Consider the following 24,331-nt stretch of genomic DNA (forward strand, 5'->3'; position numbering starts at 1 on the left):
GGGGCCCTTTTTTCGTGATGCGCAGACGACGTTACAACTCGACCTTCACCGCCTGGGACGCACGCACGGCCTTGGCCCGCGCGGCCTCGATGCTTTCATCGCGGGCCAGGGCCACGCCCATGCGCCGCTGCCCCTTCACCTCCGGCTTGCCGAACAGACGCAGTGCGGTGTCGGGTTCGGCCAGGGCCGCGCCGAGGTTGGCGAAGGCGGTCTGGCGCGAGTCGCCGTCCACCAGGATCACCGCCGAGGCCGAGGGACCGAACTGGCGGATGGTGGGAATCGGCAGGCCGAGGATGGCCCGGGCATGCAGGGCGAATTCGGAGAGATCCTGGGAGATCAGAGTCACCAGGCCGGTGTCGTGGGGCCGCGGCGAAACCTCGCTGAACCAGACCTGGTCGCCCTTGACGAACAGCTCCACGCCGAACAGACCGCGACCGCCCAGGGCCTCGGTGACGGCGCGAGCGACCCGTTCGGATTCGGCCAGGGCCTGCTCGCTCATGGCCTGGGGCTGCCAGGACTCGTGGTAGTCGCCCTTGACCTGGCGATGCCCGACCGGTGCGCAGAAGGAGGTGCCGCCGACGTGGCGCACGGTCAGCAGGGTGATCTCGTAGTCGAAGTCGACGAAACCCTCGACGATCACCCGGCCCTTGCCGGCACGCCCGCCTTCCTGGGCGTACTGCCAGGCGGCCTGCAGCTCGTCGGCGCTGCGCAGCAGACTCTGGCCCTTGCCCGAGGAACTCATGATCGGCTTGACCACGCAGGGATAGCCCAGCGCCTCGGCGGCGGCGGCGTAGTCTTCGTAGGTGTCGGCGAAGTAATAGGGCGAGGTGGGCAGGCCCAGTTCCTCGGCAGCGAGGCGACGGATGCCTTCGCGATTCATGGTCAGCTGGGCCGCACGGGCGGTAGGCACCACGGTGTAGCCCTCGCCTTCCAGCTCCACCAGGGTAGCGGTGGCGATGGCTTCGATTTCCGGCACGATGAAGTGCGGCTGCTCGCGCTCGATCACCGCGCGCAGGGCGGCACCGTCGAGCATGTCGATGACGTGACTGCGGTGGGCGACCTGCATGGCCGGGGCATCGGCATAGCGATCCACGGCGATGACTTCGACGCCCAGGCGCTGCAGTTCGATGACGACTTCCTTGCCCAGTTCGCCGGAGCCGCAGAGCAGCACGCGGGTGGCGCTGGGGGACAGGGGGGTACCGATACGGGGCATGACAGATCTCTCCGGCTGATATCAGGTCAGGAAGGCCGCACCGCTCGCTCGCGCCCGCTCGCCGCAACGCAGCAGCACCTCGCGGCGCTCGCTCTCGCTCATGGACATCCAGCGGGTGATCTCGGCGGCGCTGCGCTGGCAACCGATGCAGATGTCCTGTTCGTCCAGGGCACAGACATGGACGCAGGGCGAACGCACGGGTGAATCGGCGGTGGTCATGCGGCTTCCCTCGAATGGCCGCGCATTGTGCCCGTTAATACCAAATTTGGCATGTGCCTTTACCTTGCCGATACCGCTCAATCCCGCTTGGGCGGTGCCTTGAGCACGATGCCGGCGTCGTACAGCAGGTTGACCAGTTCGACGATGATCACCGCGGTCAGCCCCCAGATGCGGTGCTCGCCATATTGATAGCTGGGCACCTGCCAGCGCAGGCCATCGTGGTCGACCCGGAAGGTGTAATCCGGCGGCACCTCGCAGAAGAACCGCAGGGGCACGGTGAAGATCGCGGCGATCTCGGCTTCGCTGGGAATGTATTCGAGCTGATCCGGAATTAGCGCGACGACGGGGGTCACCGCCAGGCCGTAGCGCGACACCAGCGGACTCAGGGGCGCGATGACTTCCACCAGACCCGGTGGCAGCCCGACCTCTTCCTCGGCCTCGCGCAGGGCGGTGGCCACCAGGTCGGCATCCTCGGGATCGCGCCGCCCGCCCGGCAGGGCCACCTCGCCACCGTGGGTGGACAGGTTGCTGGCCCTCAGGGTGAGCAGCAACTCGGGATGCTCGCCACGAATGATGGGCACCAGCACCGCCGCTTCCTGGTAGCTTTCGGTGCCGCTCAGGGTGCGCGGCTGATAGTGACGCAGGCGCTGGAGCAACTCATCCACGCCAAGATTCTCCCTTGCTCATCGTACCCCCTGGATCATGGCATGCCCGCCGGGCAATCCCAAGTCCTGCCATCGCTTGCGAGGCCCGGGAGCGTCCCGGCACACTGCAGCAAAACGAGGATGAACCATGAAGCATTGCAATCACTGTGGCGGCCTGCTGGAAGCGCGCATTCCCGCGGGTGACAACCGGATGCGCCTGGTCTGCAGCCAGTGCGGCGCAGTGCATTATCAGAATCCGCGGGTGGTGGCTGGCTGCCTGGCGACCTGGGAGGGCAAGGTGCTGCTCTGCCAGCGCGCGATCGAGCCGCGCCAGGGTTACTGGACGCTGCCGGCGGGCTTCATGGAAAACGGCGAGACCACCACCGAAGCCGCCGCCCGCGAGACCCTCGAGGAAGCCGGCGCGCAGGTGCAGGGCCTGGAGCTCTATACCCTCTTCGATCTGCCGCACATCGATCAGATCTACATGCTGTTCCGCGGCGAGCTGGTCGACGGCCGCTTTGCCGTCGGCGAGGAAAGTCTCGATGTGCGCCTTCTGGACGAAGCCGACATCCCCTGGTCGTCTCTGGCTTTTCCGACCATCAAGCGAACACTAGAATGCTTTTTCGCCGATCGCCGTCGCGGCGAGTATCCGTTGCGTCACGAGGGCATGGCGCCCATGGTGGTCGCACCCAAGCCTGCCTGAGGGCCTGCTCAAAGTCTGCTGCGCGTCGGCCCAACGTCGTTGAAAATGCCTTCGGAATGCTCATTTACTATCTGTAAACTCGAGCGCGAGTCCGATCCGCTTCCCAGCCATTTTCGCCTTGTTTGTCTCTAGCTCGCGAGACCTTGAACAGGCCCTGAGCTCTTCCGAGGATCTTCCCGACATGCGTCCGTTGCACCTGTTGTTGGCGCTCTGCTATGTGCTGTGCGGTTCGTTGCTTCCCCAGCTGGCTCAGGCCAGCACCAGTGTCACGGTGATCCGCCAGCCGGCCGCGCCGCTGATCGACAAGGTGCTGGTGATCAAGTCGCGCAACCAGCTGCAGCTGCTCAGCGGCGATACCGTGATGAAGTCCTATCGCATCTCGCTGGGCAAGAATCCCCGCGGCCCCAAGCTGCGCGAGGGCGACCAGCGTACGCCGGAAGGCTTCTACTGGATCGACTGGCGCAAGACCAGCGACAAGTTCAACCTGGCCATGCACATCTCCTATCCCAACCGGGAGGATCTGGCCCGCGCGCATCAGGCTGGCGTACCCCCAGGCAGCATGATCATGCTGCACGGTACGCCCATCGACGAGGAATACCCCGAGTGGTACTTCAACTCGCTGAACTGGACCAATGGCTGCGTCGCGCTGACCAACCATGACATGCGTGAGGTCTGGGGCCTGGTCAAGGACGGCACCCTGATCGAGATCCGCCCCTGAGAGTCTATCCAAAGGCTGCTGCGCGTCGGCCGAACCGCGTTGAAGAGGCCCTGGGTCGCCAGTCCGACCTGGGCGGCCCCGTCGCAATGCTCATCTACCCTTCGTAAACTCGCGCGCGAGCCCGGTCGAGCGCGAGTCCGATCTGCTTCCTCAGGTGTCTTCGCGGGGGCGCCCAGGCCTTGTTCGGCTCTGGCTCGCGAACCTTTGCACAGACTCTGCGCCGATAGGCGTCCCCTGTCCTACCCCGCCACCTGCTCCGCCGGCGAGACGATGGTGGTCTTGCCACGCGACCGACCGCTGCTGAGATAGTCGGCGATGGATTCCTGGGTGACCTCGCCAAGGAAGTCGTTGTCGGCGCTGAGTACCGGCAGCCAGGAGGTGTTGAACTGGTACATGCGTGACAGCAGGATGCGCAGGTGCTCGTCGAAGGCCGCAGTGGCCTTGAATGGGGTAACGAAAGGCGCCACCGGTCCGCTCTGGCCCCGCAGGTCACGCCGACGCACATAGCCCAGGCCCGTGTTGGCGGCATCCGTCACCACCACATGGCGGCGGTCGTGCTCTTCCATCAGCTCCACGGCGTCGCCGATCAGGGTTTCGGCCTGGATCGACGGCGCATTGTCGGCCGCGTCCTCGGCACGGATCAGCAAGAGGCGCTTGAGGGTGCTGTCCTGGCCGACGAAGTTGCTGACGAATTCATCCTTGGGATGGGCCAGCAGGGTGTCCGGATGGTCGAACTGCACCAGGCGGCCGCCACGGAACACGGCGATCTTGTCGCCCAGGCGGATGGCTTCGTCGATGTCATGGCTGACCATGATCACCGTCTTGTTCAGCGCCCGCTGCATCTGGAAGAACTCGTTCTGGATGGCGTCGCGGTTGATCGGGTCCACCGCACCGAAGGGTTCGTCCATCAGCAGCAGCGGCGCCTCGGCCGCCAGGGCGCGGATCACCCCGATACGCTGCTGCTGGCCGCCGGAGAGTTCGCGCGGATAGCGCGACAGGTACTGCTTGGGTTCGAGCTGCACCATGCTCATCAGCTCGGTGGCGCGCTCGCGGCATCTCTTCTTGTCCCAGCCCAAGAGCTTGGGCACCACCGTGATGTTTTCCTCGATGGTCATGTTGGGAAACAGACCGATCTGCTGGATCACGTAGCCGATATGTCTCCTGAGGGTCACCTCGTCGATGCCGGTGGTGTCCTCGCCATTGATCAGTACCCGTCCCGAGGTGGGTTCGATCAGGCGGTTGATCATCTTCAGGGTGGTGGTCTTGCCGCAGCCGGAGGGGCCGAGGAAGACGCAGATCTGGCCCTCCTCCACGGTGAGGCTCACGGCGTCCACTGCGGTCACGTCCTTGCCGTGCTGCTTGAAGGTCTTGGTCAGGCGGTCGAGTTCGATCATCTGGGGCTCCTTAAGAGGCGCTGCGCAGGCCGCGCGGGGTGAGGCGGCGTTGCAGCCACTGCAGGACGAGGTCGGCGACGATGGCCAGCAGGCTGACCAGCACGGCGCCGACGATGAGAGTGGCCATGTCGCTGCGACTGATGGCGGTGAGGATGAGCACGCCCAGGCCACCAGCGCCGATGGTGGCGGCGATGGTCATGACGCCGATGTTCATGACCACGGCGGTGCGCACCCCGGCCAGGATCACCGGCAGGGCGATGGGCAGCTCGACCATCCGCAGGCGCTGCCAGAAGGTCATGCCGATGCCGGCGCCCGCCTCGCGGATCCCCGGTTCGACGCTGGTCAGCGCCAAATAGGTGTTTCTCAGGATCGGCAGCAGCGAATAGAGGAACACCGCGGTGATCGCCGGCAGCGGACCCAGGCCCTGGCCGAACTTGGAGTAGAACGGCAGCAGGAGACCGAACAGGGCGATCGAAGGCAGCGTCATGACCACCGTTGCCAGCGCCTGCAGCGGTCCGGCCAGCGCAGGGTAGCGGGTCATGAGGATGCCCAGGGGCACGCCCACTAGGATCGCCAGGGTCACGGCGACGCCTACCAGGGTGATGTGCTGGCGGGTCAGTTCGAGGACCTGCAACCAGTCGATGTGATTGAAGGAGGTGACGAAATCCATGGGTCACTGCCCTCCGTCTAGGGGATGCTGGGCAAGGAAGTCGCGAGCTACCTGGGCCGGAGTCTGTCGCTCGATGTCCACCTTGGCGTTGAGCTGGCGCATGGTGGCCTGGTCCAGGCTTTCCGCCAGGGGCTTGAGCAACGTGGCGAGATCCGGATGCCTTTCCAGGTAACGGGCGTTCACCACCGGCGCGGCGGTGTAGTCGGGGAAGTAACCCTTGTCGTCTTCCAGCACCTTGAGCTTGAAGGCGTCCAGGCGGCCGTCGGTGGTGTAGACGAGACCGGTGAAGACCTGGCCGTTGCGCAGGGCGGTGTAGACCAGGCCCGGGTCCATCTGGCGGATGTCATCGCGGGTGTAGCTCAGGCCATAGGCCTTGACCAGACCGGCGAGGCCGTCGGAGCGGTTGGCGAACTCGATGTCCAGCGCGGTGAGGTGCCGCTTGCCCGCCTCGGCCTTGAGCAGCCCGGCCAGGTCACTGATGCTGTTGAGTTCGGGATGCTGCCGGGCGACCTTCTCCGGCAGCGCCAGGGCATAGGTGTTGTTGAAGCGGGTGGGCGCCAGCCACGCCAGACCGACCTTGGCGTCCAGCTGCTTGACTCGCTGGTAGGAGGCGTCCTTGTCCAGTCGTTCGGTGACATGGTTGTAGGCCACCAGCGAAGTACCGGTGTATTCCCAGGTGAGGTCGAGCTGGGCGTTCTTCACGCCGTTCCAGGCGATGGTGCTGCCCAGGCCGCCGACGATCTCCGGCTGGTAGCCGTGCCTGGACAGATACTGCCCGGTGAGTTCGGCGAGGATGGCCTGCTCGGTGAAGACCTTGGCACCGATGCGGATCGAATCGGCCTGGGCACCACTGGCCAGTGTCAATCCGAACCAGGCGGCGCCCAGGGCGATAAGCAACTTCTTCATCTCGTCTCCTTAGCGGGCCAGGCCGCGTTCCAGCCAGAGGCGACTGGCAAGCAGCACCAGGCCATCCAGCAGCAGCGCCAGCAGTGCGGTAGCGGCGGCGCCCAGCAGCAGCTGTGACTGGTTCTCCAGGGCGATGGCAGGAAAGATCAGGCTGCCCAGGCTGTTGGCGCCGATGAGAAATACCAGCGGCGTGGTGCCGACATTGATCGCCAGGGCAACCCGAACCCCGCCGATGATGATGGGCACGGCATTGGGTAGCTCCACCTTGGTCAGCACCTGGGCAGGCGTCATGCCGATGCCGGTGGCCGCTTCCTTGAGCGAGGCGGGCACGTTCTTCAGCCCCTCGTAGGTGTTGCGCACGATGGGCAGCAGCGAGGCGAGGAACAGCGCCAGGATCGCCGGTCCGTCGCCAATGCCGACGATGCCCAGGGCAATGGCCAGCACCGCCAGCGGGGGGACGGTATTGCCGATGTTGAACACCTGCATGAAGCGCTCGGCGCTGCGGGCGAATCGCGGTCGACTGAGCAGGACCCCAGCGGGGAGTCCCACCAGCAGCGCCAATACCATGGAAACGACCACCAGGTAGAGATGGGCCTGGAGATAGAACAGCAGATCCGCGCGATAGGTAGCGAGGGTATCCCTACCGATCCAGTGCACCAGCAGCGCCAGGATCACCACTCCCACGGCCGTGCCGAGCAGGAGGGTCTTGAACTTCGCCATGTCAGGCTCCTTCAACGGGCGGACAGGCCGCATGCCTTCCGAGTGCGGACCTCGCGACAGGAGCGAGGCGCAGGACGGCTGTCCGGGTTCAGGGTCGAGACACAGCAGGGCATGGCGGGTATGCCGGCTGGACCAACGGGGCACTGCGGATCTCGGATCTGCCTAGCCCTTGGGTGTCGCTCCCTGGGGAACGACATGGCGCCTTGCCTCGACCGAAGAGATTGACGCCCATCGCAGTCGATAGTTCGTCAGCTCCTTTTCAGGCTAACCCAATAGACTCGCTCAATGCCAATCCGATCGCGAAAACTGCATGACTTGACAGAGTGAAAGGCCCGGGCGAGAGGCTTTCATATCGCATCAAAAGGGAGAGGCGCGGGCTAGAGCCGCTGACAAATATGTGACGATAAATTTAATACACTTACTGTTAGCTGCTTTGCAGCACCAGCGCGAACCCGGTCGCAGATAGCGTCGCGAGCAGCCTCGGTTTCGTGGAGCGCCACACAGCCTGGCTGACGTACGGTCATCACTGAAACATCTTTTTGTGCGCCAGTGCGATGACGAGGTTTTGGCACCTCTTTATCATGCCGACGAGTGGCTGACGCTTTGAGGGAACATTCAGCCATACCAAGGTCAATAGGTGGCCCAGTGATAGCACCAAGCGCCATTCCTGGTACCGCCATAAAAATAGACTATTCATCGAGCTAACTTCAAAGGGAACGTTATGAATGACATGACGGCTTGTGCATCGTTGGACTCTGCTGTTCTATCCTCTGCCCCGGTAATGCTGCTGCAACCCAAGGTGGAAAATTGGGTCGTGGTCTATGCTCATGGCGGCCTGATCGCCGACTTCGATGACGAGGCTTCGGCCCGCCGCGAAGCAGAGCAGTGGGCTGGAATCTGCCTGCGTCGCTAAACACCGCTTTCGAATGATCTGCCTGCGCCATCAACCGATGGAAAGTAGTCACAGGCAGCTCATTACCCGCTCCAGCGGCTTTCATCCCGCCCCTCGCCAGACACCCCAACGTCCGGCTTTGCGCTGCCCGCCAGCCCTACCCAGCTCGCATTTCCACTGATTTCGCCTGGCATTAACGTTGTCTGGCGCACCTTCTGAGCGTTGCACTGCAACTTCCCGGCGTCTCTTCAGGCCTGATGGCGAGTCGAGCCCCTGCGCCCGATCACCCAACGTCTTCCGTCACTGTCCGGGACCTTGCCGATGACGCTACGCCTGAAATCCGCTATCACCACCCTGTTCGCCCTGCTCAGCCTGGCAGCCACACCGGTCACCCAGGCCACTCCGCGGGATTTTCCCACCGATCTGATAGGCCTGAATTTCTCCGGCGCCGGCTTCGCCCCTCACGTACTGCCGGGCAAACCGGGCACCAACTATTTCTTTCCCGACGCCGGTCATTACCGGCGCTGGGCGGCCAAGGGTATCCGGGTGATCCGCTTCCCGGTCATCTGGGAGCGCCTACAGCCGCGTCTGGGGCAACCCCTGGACCCCGCCTACGCCAAGCTGATCGACCAGACCCTGGACAATGCCAAGCGCTATCGCATTAGCGTGATCCTGGATCTGCACAACTACATGAGATACCGCGGCCAGATCATCGGCAGCGCGGCGGTGCCCTATCCGGCCTATGCCGATGTCCTGCAGCGAATCGCCCAGCGCTGGCACGAGCACCCTGCCCTGGCCGCCTACGACATCATGAACGAGCCCCACGATGCGGTTGAGCAGTGGCCGGTGGCGGCGCAGCATGGCATCGACGCCGTGCGTGACGTCGATCGGGCGCGACCGATCCTGATCGAAGGCAACGGCTGGTCCAGCAGCTATCTCTGGCCGCGCTACAACGCCAAGCTGCTCGGCCTCAAGGATCCGGCCGACAACCTGATCTATTCGGCGCACGTCTATTTCGACAACGACGGTGGCGGCAAATACCTCAAAAAGGATATGACCGATTTCGACCCGGATGTCGGCATCCGCCGGGTCGAGCCCTTCATCACCTGGCTCAAGCAGCACGGCAAGCGCGGTCACATCGGCGAGTTCGGCGTACCGGACAACGATCCGCGCTGGCTGGCAGCCATGGACAGGTTGCTGGCACGGCTGCGGCAGGAATGCATCCCGGCCATGTACTGGGCAGCCGGCCCCAACTGGGGCGACTACCCGCTGGCAATCGAGCCGGTCAAGGGCAAACCCCGGCCGCAGTGGAGCGTGCTGCAGAAGTACGTGAAGCCCGCCGGCTGCCAGGCACTGGGCCCTCGCTGACCGCAGCGCCGCCAGGCGAACCAGGCGGCGCCTTCTTGCAGTTATGCGACAACATGTCCGGAAATCGGTGACTGCAATCACAAAACGCTTGGCCATGGACGGTCGGGCAAGAACTTGCTGGCGTTTAGCGATCAAAATGTAACAGCAAGTAATAGTGCGACTATTAAGACGCTTGCGACGCACAAGAGAAAGGATGCCATGTCAGCTATCGTATTTCCGCACTACCCCTGTGCTCTTTCCCCCTAACGGCAGCGCTGCATCCGTTCGCCTTTCTTGCCGCACCCTCAGGGATTTCCCATGGAAAGATTTGTCGCTTTGGATAGCTTTCGCGGCCTGCTCGCCGTCGCCGTCGTCCTGTTCCATACCTATGTCGCTCAGGCCGCCTCGGAAAATCCGCTGATCGCCAACGCCTACCTGTTCGTTGAATTCTTCTTCGTGCTCAGCGGCTTCGTGCTCATGCACACCTACGAAAACCGTCTGCGGACCCTGGACGACTATCGCGATTTCGCCATCAGTCGCTCGGCGCGGATCCTGCCGCTGCACCTGGCCATGCTCGGGCTCTATGTACTGCTAGAATGCGGTCGCCTACTGGCGGAAAAGCTGGGGGTCGGCTTCAACGATCCGGCTTTCAGCGGCGCTACCGCACCCGAGCAATTCCTGCCCAATCTGCTGCTGCTGCAATCCTGGCTGGGCCAGGCCATCACCGGTTCGTTCAACTACCCGTCCTGGAGCATCAGCATCGAGTTCTACCTCTATCTGATCTTCGGTCTGCTGGTGCTCAAAGGCCAGGGTCATCAGCGCCAGTGGTTCCTGGCGATCGCCCTGCTGGCCTTCGTGCAGCTGCTGTTTCCCTTCCTGCCGCTGAAGACCGAGATCTTCCGCGGCCTGTCGTGCTTTTTCGCCGGCGCCTGCACCTATCGCCTCTACGTCTGGATCAAGCAGCACAACCAGGGGCAATTCGGTGGCACCCTGCTGGAGCTGGCCTGCCTGATCGCCGGTGCCGCGGTGATGACCTCCGATCTGCCGGTGCCCAAGAAGGGCGTGCTGGCGACCCTGGTGTTCTGCGTCACTGTCCTCACCTTCGCCTTCGAGCGCGGTCTGGTCTCCAGCGTGCTGCACCAGGGGCTCTTCGTACGCCTGGGCGTGCTGTCCTATTCGATCTACCTGTGCCACGCCGCGGTGATCTTCGTGTTCAAGAGCGCCTTCATCATGCTGGGCAAGCTGCTGCACCAGGACCTCACGGTGGTGGCGCCTTCCCACGACGCGCCGCTGCCCTTCATGATCCGCTACATCGCCACCGGCAGCGTCGTGCTGGACAACCTGGTGGTGCTGGTGGAACTGGCGGTGGTCTTCGCCTTCGCCTGCCTGACCCACAGATACATCGAGATCCCGGGCATGGCGCTGGGCAAGCGGCTTGTTCGCCGCAAACGCACCCCGCCCTGCTGCGACGGCAACATCCAGCCGCAGCGCTGAGCAGCGCCCTGGCAGCCCCACCGACCTCAAGCCGGTGGGGCTGCCCTCTGCTATACTCCGCCCCCTCTTTTTTCTTCCCGCCCAGGTTCATCCATGACCACCCAGGCCGCCGAAGTCGCCAAGCGCCGTACCTTCGCCATCATTTCCCACCCCGATGCGGGCAAGACCACCATCACCGAAAAGCTGCTGCTGATGGGCCAGGCCATCGCCGTCGCGGGCACGGTGAAGTCGCGCAAATCCGACCGCCATGCGACTTCCGACTGGATGGAGATGGAAAAGCAGCGCGGCATTTCCATCACCACCTCGGTGATGCAGTTCCCCTACCGCGAGCACATGATCAACCTGCTCGACACCCCCGGCCACGAAGACTTCTCTGAAGACACCTATCGCACCCTGACCGCGGTGGATTCGGCGCTGATGGTGCTCGACGGTGGCAAGGGCGTCGAACCCCGCACCATCGCCCTGATGGACGTCTGCCGCCTGCGTGACACCCCCATCGTCAGCTTCATCAACAAGCTCGACCGCGACATCCGCGACCCCATCGAACTGCTCGACGAGATCGAGGCGGTGCTCAAGATCAAGGCCGCGCCCATCACCTGGCCGATCGGCAGCTATCGCGACTTCAAGGGTGTCTATCACCTCTCAGACGACCGCATCTACGTCTACACCCCTGGCCATGGTCACGAGCGCATCGCCACCAAGACCATCGACAAGCTGGACTCCGATGAGGCCCGCGCCCACCTGGGCGATCTCTATGAGCGCTTCGTCGAGGAGCTGGAGCTGGTGCAGGGCGCCTGCCATGAATTCGATGGCGAGGCCTTCCTGCGCGGCGAGATGACCCCGGTGTTCTTTGGTACCGCTCTGGGCAACTTCGGCGTCGACCAGGTGCTCGACGCCGTAGTCGACTGGGCGCCGCGCCCGCTGTCGCGCGCCGCCCACGAGCGGGTGGTGGAACCGGTGGAAGAGAAGTTCTCCGGCTTCGTGTTCAAGATCCAGGCGAACATGGATCCCAAGCACCGCGATCGCATCGCCTTCATGCGCATCTGCTCGGGCAGGTACGAGAAGGGCATGAAGCTGCGCCACGTGCGGATCAAGAAGGACCTCAAGATCGCCGATGCCCTGACCTTCTTCTCCAGCGAGCGCGAGCACCTGGAAGAGGCCTTCGCCGGCGACATCATCGGCCTGCACAACCATGGCACCATCCAGATCGGCGATACCTTCACCGAAGGCGAGCTGCTGGGCTTCACCGGTATCCCGCACTTCGCCCCGGAATTGTTCCGCCGCGTGCGCCTGAAGGATCCGCTGAAATCCAAGCAGCTGCGCCAGGGCCTGCAGGAACTGGCCGAGGAAGGCGCCACCCAGGTGTTCTTCCCCGAGCGCAACAACGACATCGTGCTCGGCGCCGTGGGCGTGCTGCAGTTCGACGTGGTCGCCAGTCGCCTGAAGGAAGAATACAAGGTGGAGTGCGCCTACGAGGCCATCAACGTCTGGTCGGCGCGCTGGATCGAGTGCGACGACAAGAAGAAGCTCGAGGACTTCAAGAACAAGGCCTTCGAGAACCTGGCGGTGGATGGCGGTGGTCACCTCACCTACCTGGCGCCGACCCGGGTCAATCTGGCGCTGATGGAAGAGCGCTGGCCGGAGATCAAATTCCGCGCCACCCGCGAGCACCATTAAGCCCTACTGCCTGACCGGTGCACCTGGCGCCGGTCAGGCGTACCGTCCTCCTCCCTGCATCGTCCAGGCGGATCGCCGGCTCTCCTGCCGGGTCTTCCCGCATCAGTCCCGGTCGGAAGACTCGGCTGCGGCTTCCAGCTCCACCATTGTCAGCTCCAGCTCCGCCCGCTCGGTCCACTGGCCGTCCAGCTCGGTGCGTACCGCCACGCCCAGTTCCTTGAAGTCGGCCACCTGCTTGACCAGGTTGCCCGGCCCGCCCACCAGTTGGCCGCAGGCCTTGCGATAGGCTTCGCCGGCCTTGTCCAGACTCTTGCCGATGCCGTCCATGCTGCCGAGAAAGGTGCGCAGCTTGTCGTAGACCTTGCCCGCGCGCTCGGCCAGTTCGGCGGTATGGCGATTCTGGTCTTCGAAGCGCCAGAGCTGGCGGACGATGTTGAGGCTGGTCAGCAGAGTGGTCGGCGTCGCCACCAGCACGTTCTGCTCGATGGCGCGCTGGAACAGGCTTTCGTCGGCCTTGAGCGCCTCGACGAAGGCCGATTCGATGGGGATGAACAGGAAGACCATCTCCGGCGAATTCAGCCCCGGCAGACTGAAGTATTCGCGATCGGCCAGTTCGCGGATGCGCTCGCCCACGGCGCGCACGTGCTCGCCCAGGGCCAGGCGCCGCTCGCCCTCGTCCTCGCTGTTGACGTAGCGGGTATAGGCGTTGAGCGACACCTTGGCGTCCACCACCAGGTGCTTCTTCTGCGGCAGATGGATCAGCACGTCCGGCCGGCGACGCCCGGTCTCGGTGGTGAAGCTGCGTTCGCGGACGAAATCGCGGCCCTCGCGCAGGCCGGAGCGCTCCAGTACGTTTTCCAGGATCAGCTCACCCCAGTTGCCCTGGGCCTTCTTCTGGCCACGCAGGGCGGTGGCCAGGTCGTGGGCCTCCTGGGTGATCTGGCGGTTGAGCTCCTTGAGGTCGAGCAATTGCTGGCCGAGCGCCGCCTGCTGCTGGACATCCTTGTGGTGGATGTCCTCGACCTTGGCGCGAAAGCCTTCGATCTGCTCGCGGAACGGCCGCAACAGGGCATCCAGGGATTGCTGGCTGTGCTGGGCGAAGGCCTGGCCCTTGGCGTCGAAGATGCGTCCGGCCAGTTGTTCGAATTCCAGCTTGAGTTGCTCGCGACTCTCGCGCAGTAGTAGCTGCTGCGCCTGGAAGTGCTCTTCCTTCTGCTCCAGGGTGGTCCTGAGCGTGGCGTGCTCTTCGGCCAGGCGCGCATGACGCTCCTGCACCTCGGCGTGCAGCTGCTGCTCGCGGTGCTGGCGCTCGCGCAGTTCGGCGAGCTGCTCCTGGCTGCCCTGCAGCTGAGCCCGGGTGGCCTCGGCCAGGGCGTGCTGTTCGGCGGCCTGCAACTGGGCCTGGCGGGTCTGCTGGCGCAACTCGGCCTCCAGCTCGCGAGTGGCCTCCAGCTGGCGCTGCAGGGTGGCGGTGCGTTCACGCTCGGCGCCCAGCTCCACCACCTGGCGACCATTGGCCAGCTCGGCCCGTTGCAGGTCGTCGCGCAGCATGTCGTAGCGCTCGGCGGCGCTATCGAGTTGCTGTTGCAGATAGCGTTGGCGCCCGGTCAGCCAGACGGCCGAACCCGCCCAGCCAGCCAGCAGCAACAGGGGAAGTACAAGGGAAACGAAAGGCAGGGAAGTCATGGCGCTCTCATCGCGGACGGCTCCCCTCACCTTAGGCAGGCGCACGGGGAGCGTCCAGCATTTATCTGTACATTTACACAGTGTTTCGCAAATCCAGATCCAGCCCGCTGACGCGGCGGACCCGTCGGGCCACGGCCTCGGCGAAGATGCCGCCGCGGGCCTCGATCAGGGTGAAATCATCGCGCGCCCGGGTGATGCCGGTATAGACCAGCTCCTTGGTCAGCACCGGACTGAGTTGCTCGGGCAGTAGGAGCGCCGTATGGGCGAATTCCGAGCCCTGGGATTTGTGCACGGTCATGGAGAACACCGTCTCCACCGCCGCCAGCCGACTGGGCAGGACGAATCTCAGGCCACCGCTGCCATCGCCGCGGGGAAAGGCGACCCGCAGGACCTTGCGCCCCGGCTGGTTGGCGTCCGGCAGGCAGAGGGTGATGCCGATGTCGCCGTTCATCAGCCCCAGGCTGTAGTCGTTGCGCGTCACCAGCACCGGGCGGCCCTCGTACCAGCCATGCTCGCCCGCGAGCAGACCGGCCGCCAGCAGGGCGCTGGCGATGCGCAGGTTGAGGCCTTCCACGCCCCAAGGCCCCTTGCGCACGGCGCAGAGCAGCTGGAAGTCGTCGAAGGCGGCCAGCACCTGGCCGGCCCAGCGCGTCCAGGCCGGGTCCTCCAGCACGGTGTCGAGCTGGGGCCGGGTCTCCTGCAGGACCTGCAGATAATGACGATAGCCGCGGGCGCGCCCGCGCCCTTCCAGCACCAGGCGTTCCAGGGCACGATCCTCCGGGCCCTTGAGCAGCACGCGATGAAGATCGGCGTAGCCGCCGTCGACCAGCACCTGCTGCGCAGCCGGGCCGTCCTGGGCATTGACCCGACGGGCCAGCTGGCCGATGCCGCTGCCGGCACCGAAGCGACGCGAGCGTCTGAGCATCACCACCTGCTGCGCCAGGGCGTCACCCTGGTCGTCGCCGACCGTCAGCGGCGTCTGGGCCAGCGACTGGCCACTCACGGCTTCCAGCCAGGCGCGGGTAGCCGGACTGTAGCGTCCGGCCTCGGCATCCCGACAGAGATCGCCCAGCACTGCGCCCGCCTCCACCGAGGCCAGCTGATCCTTGTCACCCAGCAGGACCAGGCGTGCCCTGGGCGGCAAGGCCGCCAGCAGGCTGGCCATCATTTCCAGGTCGATCATCGAGGCTTCGTCCACCACCAGCACGTCCAGTGGCAAGGGCTGCCCGCGGTGATGGCGGAAGTGGCGGGTGTTGGGCCGACTACCCAGCAGCCGGTGTACCGTGGTCACCCCGGTGGGGATGTGCCGACGCAACTCGTCGTCCACCGGCAGGCGACTGACCTGGCCGCCGATGGATTCGGTGAGGCGCGCAGCCGCCTTGCCGGTCGGTGCGGCCAGGCGGATACGCAGGGGGCGACCGGCCGCCACCGCGGGCGCCTGGAGCAGCGCCAGCAGTCGCACCACGGTGGTGGTCTTGCCGGTGCCGGGGCCGCCGGTAATGATGCTGAAGGCGCCCCGTACCGCCAGGGCGCAGGCCAGTTTCTGCCAGTCGGGTTCGCCACCCGCGTCGGGATCCGGCGGAAACAGCCGGTCGAGGCGCTCCGCTAGATCCGCCGGCAGCGGCTCGAGAGTGGCCAGGCGCTGACGCAGGCTGGCGGCCACCGCCCGTTCGTAACTCCAGTAGCGCCGCAGGTAGAGGCGCTCGCCGCCCAGCACCAGCGGTCGTTCCGGACAGCTGCCGTCGCCATCGACCAGGACGCTGGCCCGCAGCGCCCGCTGCCAGGCGTCGAGGGTCTGGCCATGCAGCAACTGCGACGGCAAGAGCGAAGCGCGCGCCTCGCCGCCCTCGGGCGGCAGCGACAGGGCGGCGTCGGGATTGCGCAGGGTGGCGGCGAGATCCAGGCAGACATGGCCATGGCCGAGTTGATGGCTGGCCAGGGCCGCGGCCAGCAGCACCGCCGAGTCGCCCTGGGGTTCGAGTTCGCCGAGAAAGCTGGTGAAGGCCCGGTCCACCTGGCGCAGCCAGCCGCGCTGCACCCAGAGCTCCAGCAGGCGAAAGAGGTCGTCACGCTGTTCGAGCGGGGCGAGGGGACGCTCCTGGGCCAGGGATGCCAGGCGCAGCAGCCGTTCGGTGGCGGGGCTGAAATCAGACATGGGCATTCTCCGCACCACTGAACAGCAGATCCAGGGTCTCGATCAGGGCCTGGGCGGGCCGCTCGACGAAGACGCCGTGGCCGGCCGGATCGCAGCCGCGCAGGAAGAGGTAGACGGCGCCGCCGAAGTGGCGCTCGTAGCTATAGTCGGGTAGCCGCGCCTTGAGCAGCCGGTGCACAGCCAGGCTGTAGAGCACGTACTGCAGGTCATAGCGCTTGGCCAGGACAGCGGCCTCCATGGCCGCACGGGTATAGGCCCCGGCCTCGGCGCCCAGCCAGTTGGACTTGTAGTCCACCACGAAATAGCGGCCCTCGTGCTCGAAGACCAGGTCGATGAAGCCCTTGAGCAGGCCGTTGAGCTGGCCCGGCTCCAGCATCGGCCGCGCCTGGCCGCCATGGGTGCCACGACTCACCAGATCATCCAGCCGCTCCAGATCGACGCCATGGGTGGCGAACCAGAATTCCATCTCCACCTGGTAGCGCGCCAGTTCGCCCAGGTGCTGACTGCCTCCCGGCAACGGCAGCGGCAATTCCAGCAACTGGCGCAGCCAACCCTGCAGGATGGGAATCCAGTGATTCCAGCCACGCCGCTGGCAACGTCGGGCGATCAGGTCGTCCAGCCGCTCGGGCGCAGCCTGGATGGCGGTGAAGCCTTCCTCGCCGACCCACTCCAGCAGGCTGTGCAGAAAGGTGCCAGGACCGGGTCCGCGGGGAAAGCGGTGCAGGTCTTCGCCGGCCGCCGGCTGACGCGCCTCGTCCGGAGCGAGGCGATCATCGTCGAACAGCTTCTGGGCCGCCGGGGTATCCAGGTCCAGCTCCAGATTGAACGGCCCTTCCTCCCGCGCCTCGCCCAGCCGCGTGCCGATGCGCAGGGCACTGTAGGAGGCGATCCACCAGTCCTCGCGGGCCGCCCGCCGGGCTGTCAGCGCCTTGAGGGTCACCGGGGCTTCACGGGCCTCGGGCAGGCGGGCCGGATCGGCGGCGGGCAACGGCAGAATCAGGGTGTCGGATTGCGCACCGACCAGGGTGGTCAGGGCCGCGTCCAGGGCCGCCGAACTCGCCAGGGGCTCGCCACCGGTGGCCAGGTAGCCCAGAGCACTGCGGGCGAAGCCGGATTCCTTGCTGCGCCCGCGCTTGAGATCGACCACCCCGACCCAGCAGGCATGGCGGGCCCGGGTCAGGGCGACATACAGCAGGCGCAGGTCTTCGGCCAGACGCTCGTCGTCGGCGCGGGCCAGTTCCTCGGCGGAGGGCTTGAAGGTCCGGCGCACCTGCCCCTGGTCATCGTGATAGCGCAGCGGCAGCGTGGCGCCCTCCTCGGCGCGATAGGCGCAGGCGAAGGGCAGGAACACCAGCGGGTATTCCAGGCCCTTGGACTTGTGCACCGTCACCACCTTGACCAGCTCGGCGTCGCTTTCCAGGCGCAGGATCTGCTCGTCGGCGGCCCCCTGGGCGGCCAGCTGCTCGGCCAGGTGGCGAATCAGCGCCTGCTCGCCGTCCAGCTCGCCAGCGGCGCGCTGCAAGAGCTCGGCGAGGTGCAGCAGATTGGTCAGCACCCGCTCGCCATCGGCGCGGGCCATCAGCCGCTGCGGCAGCCGGAAGTCCTGCAGCAGGCGCCGCAGCATGGGCAGCACCCCCTGGCCGCGCCAGAGCTGGCGATAGCCACGGAATTGCAGGACCCGCGACTCCCAGGCCTGCTCGTCGTGGTTGAGGGCATCCAGTTCGGCCAGCGGCAGGTCGAGGGTCAGGCTGCCCAGGGCGGCGCGCAGCCGGCGATCCACATCGGGCTCGGCGCAGGCCTTGAGCCAGTCCAGCAGGCAGCGGGCCTCCTGGGCGGTGAATACCGAGTCCTTGTCCGACAGGTAGACACTGCGCACCCCGCGCCGCACCAGCGCCTGGCGCACCGCCTGGGCTTCGCTGCCGGCGCGCACCAGGATGGCGATATCGGCGGGCCGCAGCGGCACCAGTTCGCCGTCTTCACGGCGAAAGCCGGCCCTGTCCTCGGCGGCCAGGCTCAGCAACCGGACGATCTCGCTGGCGGTGCTCTCGGCCAGGGTGGCGCGATAGGCGGTGCCGGCCAGGGGCTCGTCGCTCGCCAGTTGCCAGAAGGTCAGGGCCGCACCCGGCACGCCGTCGATTTCCAGGGCTTCGCGCCGGCCCTGGGCGCGAACCGGCTCGAAGGGCACCGGATTGTCCTCACCCTGGCGGAACAGGAAGGCAGCGCGCGGTGCCGTCATCTCGCCATGTTGGAATACCTGGTTGACCGCCGCGACCATGGCGGCGGTGGAGCGGAAGTTGGTATCCAGCGAGTGCAGGTGGCCGGCATTGGCGCGACGTGCCTGCAGATAGGTATGGATATCGGCGCCGCGAAAGGCATAGATGGCCTGCTTGGGATCGCCGATCAGGAACAGTCCGGTGCCCTCCCCTGCGCCGTAGACGGTGCTGAAGATGCGGTACTGCACCGGATCGGTGTCCTGGAATTCGTCGATCAGCGCCACCGGGAACTGCTCGCGGATCAGCGCCGCCAGCCGCGCGCCGGCGCCATCGGCCTGCAGCGCCCGGTCCAGGCGGGTAAGGATGTCGTCGAAACCCAGCTCGGCGCGGCGCAGCTTCTCGCGCTCGAATTTCTGCTGCACCCAGGCCGCCGCGTGCTCCAGCAGCGGCACCTCGGGGCTGGGCAGCTCGGCGAGTTGCCCGGGCAGCCGCGCCATGGCCGCCAGGGCCGGATGATCCGGCGGACTGGCCTTGGTCCAGGCCTCGGCGAAGCCCTCCTCGGTCAGCCGGGTAAAGCCGGTGCCGATATCCAGGTCCTCGCTGGCGGGGTTGTCCGCCCAGGCGACCAGCTTGTCGCACCAGGGTCCGAAGAATCTCTTCTGCAACTTGCGGCCGTCGACCACCTTGGCATCGCAGCCGGCCTGGCAGAGTTCGCGCAACTCTTCGGCCCACTTGCTCCAAGGCGCCTTGAGCCGCGCCAACCGCTCTCGGCGTTCGGCCAGGGCGGTAGCCAGCAGGGCGGCGGGTTCGCCCCGGGGGGCGCCCAGGGCCTCGCTCAACAGGGGGCGCAGGCGCGCGGCCAGGGCACGGGGTTCGCCCCAGTGCTCGATCACCCAGTCCAGCGCTTCCCCTTCGAGGGGATAGCAGAAGCGCCGCCAGTAGTCGCGCACCACCTGGGCGAGCAGCTCGCTCTGGTCCTGCTCCAGGTTCTGCACGAAGAGACTGCCGCTGTCGAAGGCGTGCTCACGGAGCATGCGCTGGCACCAGCTGTGGATGGTGGAGACGGCCGCTTCGTCCATCCACTGGGCGGCGATGTCCAGGCGCCGGGCGCAATCGGCCCAGGCCTCGACGGCGAAGTCCTCGCGCAATTCGGCGAGCAGCGGATCGGGCGCGGCGATCTCGTCGCGAAAGAAACGCGCGGCTTCGGCCAGGCGATGGCGAATGCGATCGCGCAACTCCTGGGTGGCGGCCTCGGTAAAGGTCACCACCAAGATCTGCGGCGGCAACAGCTCGCGGCCGAAGGCCGTCTCGGGCGTGCCGTGGCCCAGCACCAAACGCACATAGAGCGCGGAGATGGTGAAGGTCTTGCCGGTGCCGGCACTGGCTTCGATGAGCTGATTGCCCTGCAGCGGAAAGCGCAGGGCGAGCGGACGCTGACTCATGCCTGTCCCTCCCCGCCCACCACCTGCCAGCCGGCGGTGTGCACCGGCGCATAGAGCGTCTGGCACCAGCCATCGAATTCCTCGTCGGCCAGCAAGGCGGCGAAGTCCGGATACTGCCGGCGCAGTGCCGGGTGGGTCGCGGCCTCGCCCTGATAGGCCTGCTCGGCGGCGGCCAGGGCCTTGTCCGGGTCATTGGCCAGCCAGGCGAAGGCGGTGCGCGGCGCGACGGGCAGTGGACGTCGCTGCCCCAGCGCCCAGGCATCGAGCAACTCGTTCAGCTGCCGCCGGGCCAGCTCGGCGTCCAGCGGCGCCAGCAGCAGCGTCAGATCGGTCGCCACCACCGCGGTGCTAAGCTGCAGGCCACCGGCCGCGGCGACCAGATGCTGCACCCAGGGTCGCAGCAGCCGATGCCATTTGCGAGTGCGGGTATTGCCCAGCCCATTGGCCTGGGCGGTCAGGGCCAGCAGCCCTTTGGGGCCACGACGCAGCCGTTCGAAGTTGGCCACCAACTGCAGCTCCTTATGGGCGAGATCCAGGGTCACGGCCTCTTGCAGGGGTTCGGGCCAGCGCAGCGCCAGGGCCTCGACCTGGGCGACCACGGCGGGCAGCGGCTCGCGCAGGGCCCGCCCGGCCCGTTCGCCAAAGCCCGCCAGCGGCAAACGACCGCTGCCGCGCAGGCGCTCGGCGGCGGCCATCAGCGCCTGATCCGCTTCGGCCGGCGTGGCCAGCGCCGCCGCCAGCAGGTCTTCGCCCAACTGGTAGCGGGTCAGGGCATCCAGACCGAAGGGCTCTTCGTCTTCCGCCGGCGCATCGGGCGCCGCGAAGTGCACCTTGAGGCGATTGGCGAAGAACAGATCCACCGGTCCGCGCAGAAAGCGCGCCAGCTCATCGAGGCCCAGGGGCTCTTCGGGTACCAGCGGCGGCAACAGGTCATCCTCGTCGCGGGTGGTGCGGTCATGCACGCCCAGCCATTCGGCGGCAAAGCTGAAATAGCCGCGCTCGCCGCGGAAGTAGCGGGCGCTGAAGGGCTGCAGCGGATGCGCCTGGGTCAGGGCGGCCAGCAGGCGCTCCGGCTCTTCTTCATGACCTGCCAGCCGCCAACCGGCCTGGAGATGGTCACGCAACTGGGCGACCAGCACCGACGGCGGGCGCTCACTGTTGTCGAGGATGCTGCGCCCCACCCAGCTGACATAGAACTGATCGCGCGCCGAGAGCAGCGCCTCCAGCAGCAGATAGCGGTCGTCTTCACGCCGCGAGCGGTCACCGGGACGATAGTCCTGGGCCATGAGATCGAAATCCAGCGGCGACTGGATGCGCGGATAGGCGCCATCGTGCATGCCCAGCAGGCAGACCACGCGGAAGGGAATGGCGCGCATGGGCATCAGGGTGCAGAAATTGACCGCCCCGGCGAGAAAGCGCTGGGCCAGCCCCCCGGAATCCAGTCCGGCCAGCCAGGCCTCGCGGACCACGGTGAGCGGCAGCTCTTCATCCAGGGCGACGTCCTCGCACAACTCCAGCCAGCGCTCACGGAGATTTTCCAGCTGCTCCAGCAGGTATTCGTCGTGCTCGTCCTGGGCGCTGAAGAACAGCGCCAGCAGCGCCTGCAGGCGGGCGCCCCACTCCGCCGGCCGGGCCGGCTGGGCCAGCGCCGCCTGGGCCGCGTCCAGGGCATCGAGCAGATCCACGAGCGGCCCGACCAGGGCCGCGTCCAGGCCACCCACCTCGTCGAAGGGCTCGATTTCGCCCAGGGCGGCGCCGCTGCCCACGGCGTAGCCCAGCAGCATGCGCCTCAGCCCGAAGCGCCAGGTGTTCTGCGTCAGCCCCTCGGGCAGATCGAGACGACTGCGCTGCTCGGCATCCAGCCCCCAGCGCACGCCGGCGCCTTCCAGCCAGAGGTGCAGGGTCGGCAGATCGCCTTCGCGCAGTCCGAAGCGGGCGCGCAGCGCCGGCACATCCAGCAGATCGAGGATCTCGCTCAGGGCGAAGCGGCTGTCGGGCAGCTGCAGCAGATGCTCCAGGGCGATCAGCAGCGGCTGGAAGCCACGCTGGTGCTGATCGGCCAGACTGAAGGGAATGAAGCGCGGATCCTGGCGTTCGAGCTGACCGAACACCGCACGGATGTGCGGCGCATAGGCATCGATGTCCGGCACCATGACGATGACGTCGCGTGGCCTGAGGCTGCCATCGCTGCTGAAGCGCGCCAGCAACTGGTCATGCAGAATCTCCACTTCGCGCTGCGGACTGTGGGCCACATGGAAGCGCATGGACCTGTCGCGCGCCGGATCCACTGCCGGCCAAAGCTCACGGGTCTCGCTCAGCGGACGCAATTCGAGGATATCGTCCTGCAACTGGCCGAGCAGGTGCTGGGGTTCGGTGTCGGCGAAGAGGTCGATGCGCCCGCCGTTGAGGTCCTCGAACAGGCGCCGATAGCCATCGGGTTCGTCGAATTCGTCCAGCAGGTGGATGTAGTCGCGGCCCTGCTTGCCCCAGCTCGCCAGCAGCGGCTGGCCGTGCTGGTGCAGCGCCTCGGCATCCAGCGTCTGCGGCATGCCCGGCTTGCGCTGCTGGCGTCGGTAGTTCTGCCGCAACAGGTCCTGGTCGGCGACGATGTCGGACCAGTGATGGCGACAGGGATTGTGCACGCAGAGCAGCACCTGGCTGAAGCGCGCCAGCGCGGCCAGGGCCTCGAGGGTCTGCGCCGGAATCGCCGACAAGCCAAAGATCACCACCCGCCGCGGCAGACCGGCCGGCGGCTCGCTCGCCGCCTGCATCACCTCCAGAAAGCGCCGGTGCACCCCGGCGCGACTACGGGCCAGGCCACCGTCGCCCACGTCGGCCAGCAGCGCCCGCCACAGCTGCGCCTGCCAGCGACAACTCTCCGGCAGCGGGCGCCGGCCGTCACGCAGGCTGGCCAGCAGATCGCGACCCGCCGCCCAGTCGTTGAGCCAGTCGGCGCGATAGACCTGGTAGCCGTCATAGAGATCGGCCAGCCGCTCGGCCAGCTGGTATCTCTTGCGCAGATCACCGTCATCGTCGAGAAAGCGCCGCAGCGCGGCAAAGTCCGGTTGCAGGAGCAGCGTCGGCAAGAGCCGCATCAGGCGCCAGGTCAGGGGCGCGCGGTCCAGCGGCGAGGAAGGCGGTACCTGGTCACGACCTAGTACCTGGCGATAGGTCCGCCAGAGAAAGGCCGCCGGCAGTTGCACTTCCAGCGCCGCGGCCACTCCGCAGCCGCCCTCGTCGTCCCCGCGCGGATCTTCGGCCAGCGCCAGCTTGAGCCACTGGGCGATGCCATTGCTCTGCACCAGCACCTGTTCGTTTTCCAACGGTGCCAGGGGATAGCGCCGCATCCAGCCGACCGCCAGGCCGCGCAGCTCTTCGAGCCGATTGCCGTGTACCACCATGAATCCGGGAGTGAGCGCCTCGGACATCCTACGCCTCGCTGTTCGCTGTCTGCGGCCAGGGTAAGGATCACCCGCGCCGGATACCAGTCCGCAATGTGCTGACCGACGCATGACGCAGCGCACAGCCGCCCGCGTCTCCCCGCCTACGACGGGGTTCCAGCCGGTAGACTCAAGGTCTATCGGCCGTCGGCCATCGACAGGATGTTTTCATGCGTTTCCTCGTTGCCCTTCCCCTGCTCCTGGGCGCTGCCCTCGCCCATGCCGATAACGGCGAACCGGTCGACTGCTCCAGCCTGCAGGCCCAGTTACCCCTGCCCCTGCTCCAGCAGACCTCCGGCTTGCCGCTGGCCTATACCCGCCAGATCGCCGGCGGCTGCGCCTTCACCGACCGCGACACCGGCCAACCGGCCAACTACCTGCTGGGCCTGTCGGCGGGCTACGAAAATGGTGGCAGGGCGCTGCCCAAATTACGCCGGCAGGTGCAATCGCTCAGCGAGCAACTGGAGTGCAAGGCCATCGACGGCCTCGGCGAAGGCGCTAGCGCCTGCAGCAAACCGCTGCTGGGCACCCAGGTGTTCTTCATCAAGCGCGACCGCATCCATACGGTAACGGCGTCGAGTCCGCTGGAATACGAGAAACCCGAACTGGCGGCCAAACTGCGCCAGGCAGCCCAGGCCACCGCCCAGGCGTGGGCGCAACGGCTGTAGAGGAAGGCGCATCCTAAGCTTGTCTGAGAGGTCGCCGAGCGAAGGCCAGGCAAGGCAAGGCAAGGCAAGGCAAGGCAAGGCAAAAATCTGTGAGGAAGCGGAGTTTACGAGTGGTAAATGAGCATTCCGA

The 24,331-nt window shown here is 66.3% G+C and carries 18 protein-coding genes; 7 read left to right on the forward strand and 11 right to left on the reverse strand.

Features of this window, described 5'->3' with window-relative positions; genetic code table 11:
• Positions 1–31: 31 nt before the first annotated feature.
• The 3 genes from purT to QE444_RS21445 form a co-directional block, all read right to left on the reverse strand.
• The gene (purT, locus tag QE444_RS21435) at positions 32–1,213 is read right to left on the reverse strand and encodes a formate-dependent phosphoribosylglycinamide formyltransferase (protein WP_133861264.1); all 1,182 of its coding nucleotides are present in this window, start codon (positions 1,211–1,213) and stop codon (positions 32–34) included.
• Between the two features lie 21 nt (positions 1,214–1,234).
• A complete protein-coding gene (locus tag QE444_RS21440; protein ID WP_133861265.1) occupies positions 1,235–1,432 on the reverse strand; it encodes a DUF1289 domain-containing protein in 198 nt (65 codons plus the stop codon).
• A gap of 77 nt (positions 1,433–1,509) precedes the next feature.
• Complete coding sequence (locus QE444_RS21445) at positions 1,510–2,097, reverse strand: CoA pyrophosphatase (RefSeq protein ID WP_133861266.1); 588 nt, start codon at positions 2,095–2,097, stop codon at positions 1,510–1,512.
• A gap of 127 nt (positions 2,098–2,224) precedes the next feature.
• On the opposite strand from QE444_RS21445, the gene QE444_RS21450 reads away from it, so the two are divergent.
• Together QE444_RS21450 and QE444_RS21455 are read left to right on the forward strand one after the other, a co-directional pair.
• Positions 2,225–2,779: an NUDIX hydrolase gene (locus tag QE444_RS21450; protein ID WP_133861267.1), complete on the forward strand. Its 555-nt coding sequence runs from the start codon at positions 2,225–2,227 to the stop codon at positions 2,777–2,779.
• A gap of 244 nt (positions 2,780–3,023) precedes the next feature.
• Positions 3,024–3,497 (forward strand): murein L,D-transpeptidase family protein, encoded by a 474-nt coding sequence (locus QE444_RS21455; protein WP_405046304.1) that lies wholly within the window; start codon positions 3,024–3,026, stop codon positions 3,495–3,497.
• Between the two features lie 239 nt (positions 3,498–3,736).
• On the opposite strand, the gene QE444_RS21460 is transcribed toward QE444_RS21455, so the two are convergent.
• Genes QE444_RS21460 through QE444_RS21475 form a run of 4 tightly spaced genes read right to left on the reverse strand, consistent with a single transcriptional unit; the run spans position 3,737 to position 7,187 of the window.
• Positions 3,737–4,891 carry an ABC transporter ATP-binding protein gene (locus QE444_RS21460; RefSeq protein WP_309741612.1) on the reverse strand — a complete coding sequence of 385 codons (1,155 nt, stop codon included), beginning with the start codon at positions 4,889–4,891 and terminating at the stop codon, positions 3,737–3,739.
• Between the two features lie 10 nt (positions 4,892–4,901).
• The gene (locus QE444_RS21465; protein ID WP_133861270.1) at positions 4,902–5,561 is read right to left on the reverse strand and encodes an ABC transporter permease; all 660 of its coding nucleotides are present in this window, start codon (positions 5,559–5,561) and stop codon (positions 4,902–4,904) included.
• 3 nt (positions 5,562–5,564) lie between these two features.
• The gene (locus QE444_RS21470; protein WP_309741614.1) at positions 5,565–6,467 is read right to left on the reverse strand and encodes a glycine betaine ABC transporter substrate-binding protein; all 903 of its coding nucleotides are present in this window, start codon (positions 6,465–6,467) and stop codon (positions 5,565–5,567) included.
• A gap of 9 nt (positions 6,468–6,476) precedes the next feature.
• Positions 6,477–7,187: an ABC transporter permease gene (locus QE444_RS21475; protein ID WP_133861272.1), complete on the reverse strand. Its 711-nt coding sequence runs from the start codon at positions 7,185–7,187 to the stop codon at positions 6,477–6,479.
• A gap of 721 nt (positions 7,188–7,908) precedes the next feature.
• Between QE444_RS21475 and QE444_RS21480 the strand changes: the two genes are divergently transcribed.
• The 4 genes from QE444_RS21480 to QE444_RS21495 all read left to right on the forward strand — a co-directional run bounded on the left by QE444_RS21480 (position 7,909) and on the right by QE444_RS21495 (position 12,597).
• Positions 7,909–8,100: a hypothetical protein gene (locus QE444_RS21480; protein WP_158891359.1), complete on the forward strand. Its 192-nt coding sequence runs from the start codon at positions 7,909–7,911 to the stop codon at positions 8,098–8,100.
• A gap of 300 nt (positions 8,101–8,400) precedes the next feature.
• Positions 8,401–9,447 carry a glycoside hydrolase family 5 protein gene (locus QE444_RS21485; protein WP_280311502.1) on the forward strand — a complete coding sequence of 349 codons (1,047 nt, stop codon included), beginning with the start codon at positions 8,401–8,403 and terminating at the stop codon, positions 9,445–9,447.
• 297 nt (positions 9,448–9,744) lie between these two features.
• The gene (locus QE444_RS21490; protein ID WP_309741618.1) at positions 9,745–10,920 is read left to right on the forward strand and encodes an acyltransferase; all 1,176 of its coding nucleotides are present in this window, start codon (positions 9,745–9,747) and stop codon (positions 10,918–10,920) included.
• A 93-nt stretch (positions 10,921–11,013) separates the two neighbouring features.
• On the forward strand, positions 11,014–12,597 hold the full coding sequence (locus tag QE444_RS21495) for a peptide chain release factor 3 (protein WP_133861275.1): 1,584 nt from the start codon (positions 11,014–11,016) through the stop codon (positions 12,595–12,597).
• Between the two features lie 102 nt (positions 12,598–12,699).
• Here the strand turns inward: QE444_RS21495 and rmuC are convergent, their stop codons facing one another.
• The 4 genes from rmuC to recC form a co-directional block, all read right to left on the reverse strand.
• The gene (rmuC, locus tag QE444_RS21500; protein WP_187980231.1) at positions 12,700–14,283 is read right to left on the reverse strand and encodes a DNA recombination protein RmuC; all 1,584 of its coding nucleotides are present in this window, start codon (positions 14,281–14,283) and stop codon (positions 12,700–12,702) included.
• A 73-nt stretch (positions 14,284–14,356) separates the two neighbouring features.
• Complete coding sequence (gene recD / locus QE444_RS21505; RefSeq protein ID WP_309741621.1) at positions 14,357–16,438, reverse strand: exodeoxyribonuclease V subunit alpha; 2,082 nt, start codon at positions 16,436–16,438, stop codon at positions 14,357–14,359.
• The gene (gene recB, locus QE444_RS21510) at positions 16,431–20,093 is read right to left on the reverse strand and encodes an exodeoxyribonuclease V subunit beta (RefSeq protein ID WP_309741623.1); all 3,663 of its coding nucleotides are present in this window, start codon (positions 20,091–20,093) and stop codon (positions 16,431–16,433) included. Before recB ends, recD begins: the two co-directional genes overlap by 8 nt.
• Positions 20,090–23,521 carry an exodeoxyribonuclease V subunit gamma gene (recC, locus tag QE444_RS21515; protein ID WP_309741625.1) on the reverse strand — a complete coding sequence of 1,144 codons (3,432 nt, stop codon included), beginning with the start codon at positions 23,519–23,521 and terminating at the stop codon, positions 20,090–20,092. The genes recB and recC overlap by 4 nt, the downstream gene beginning before the upstream one ends.
• A 182-nt stretch (positions 23,522–23,703) precedes the next feature.
• Between recC and QE444_RS21520 the strand changes: the two genes are divergently transcribed.
• Positions 23,704–24,201: a hypothetical protein gene (locus tag QE444_RS21520; protein WP_280311507.1), complete on the forward strand. Its 498-nt coding sequence runs from the start codon at positions 23,704–23,706 to the stop codon at positions 24,199–24,201.
• Positions 24,202–24,331: the final 130 nt, after the last annotated feature.

The sequence above is a fragment of the Pseudomonas sp. SORGH_AS_0199 genome, from assembly GCF_031453735.1.
GTDB lineage: Bacteria > Pseudomonadota > Gammaproteobacteria > Pseudomonadales > Pseudomonadaceae > Chryseomonas > Chryseomonas aestiva.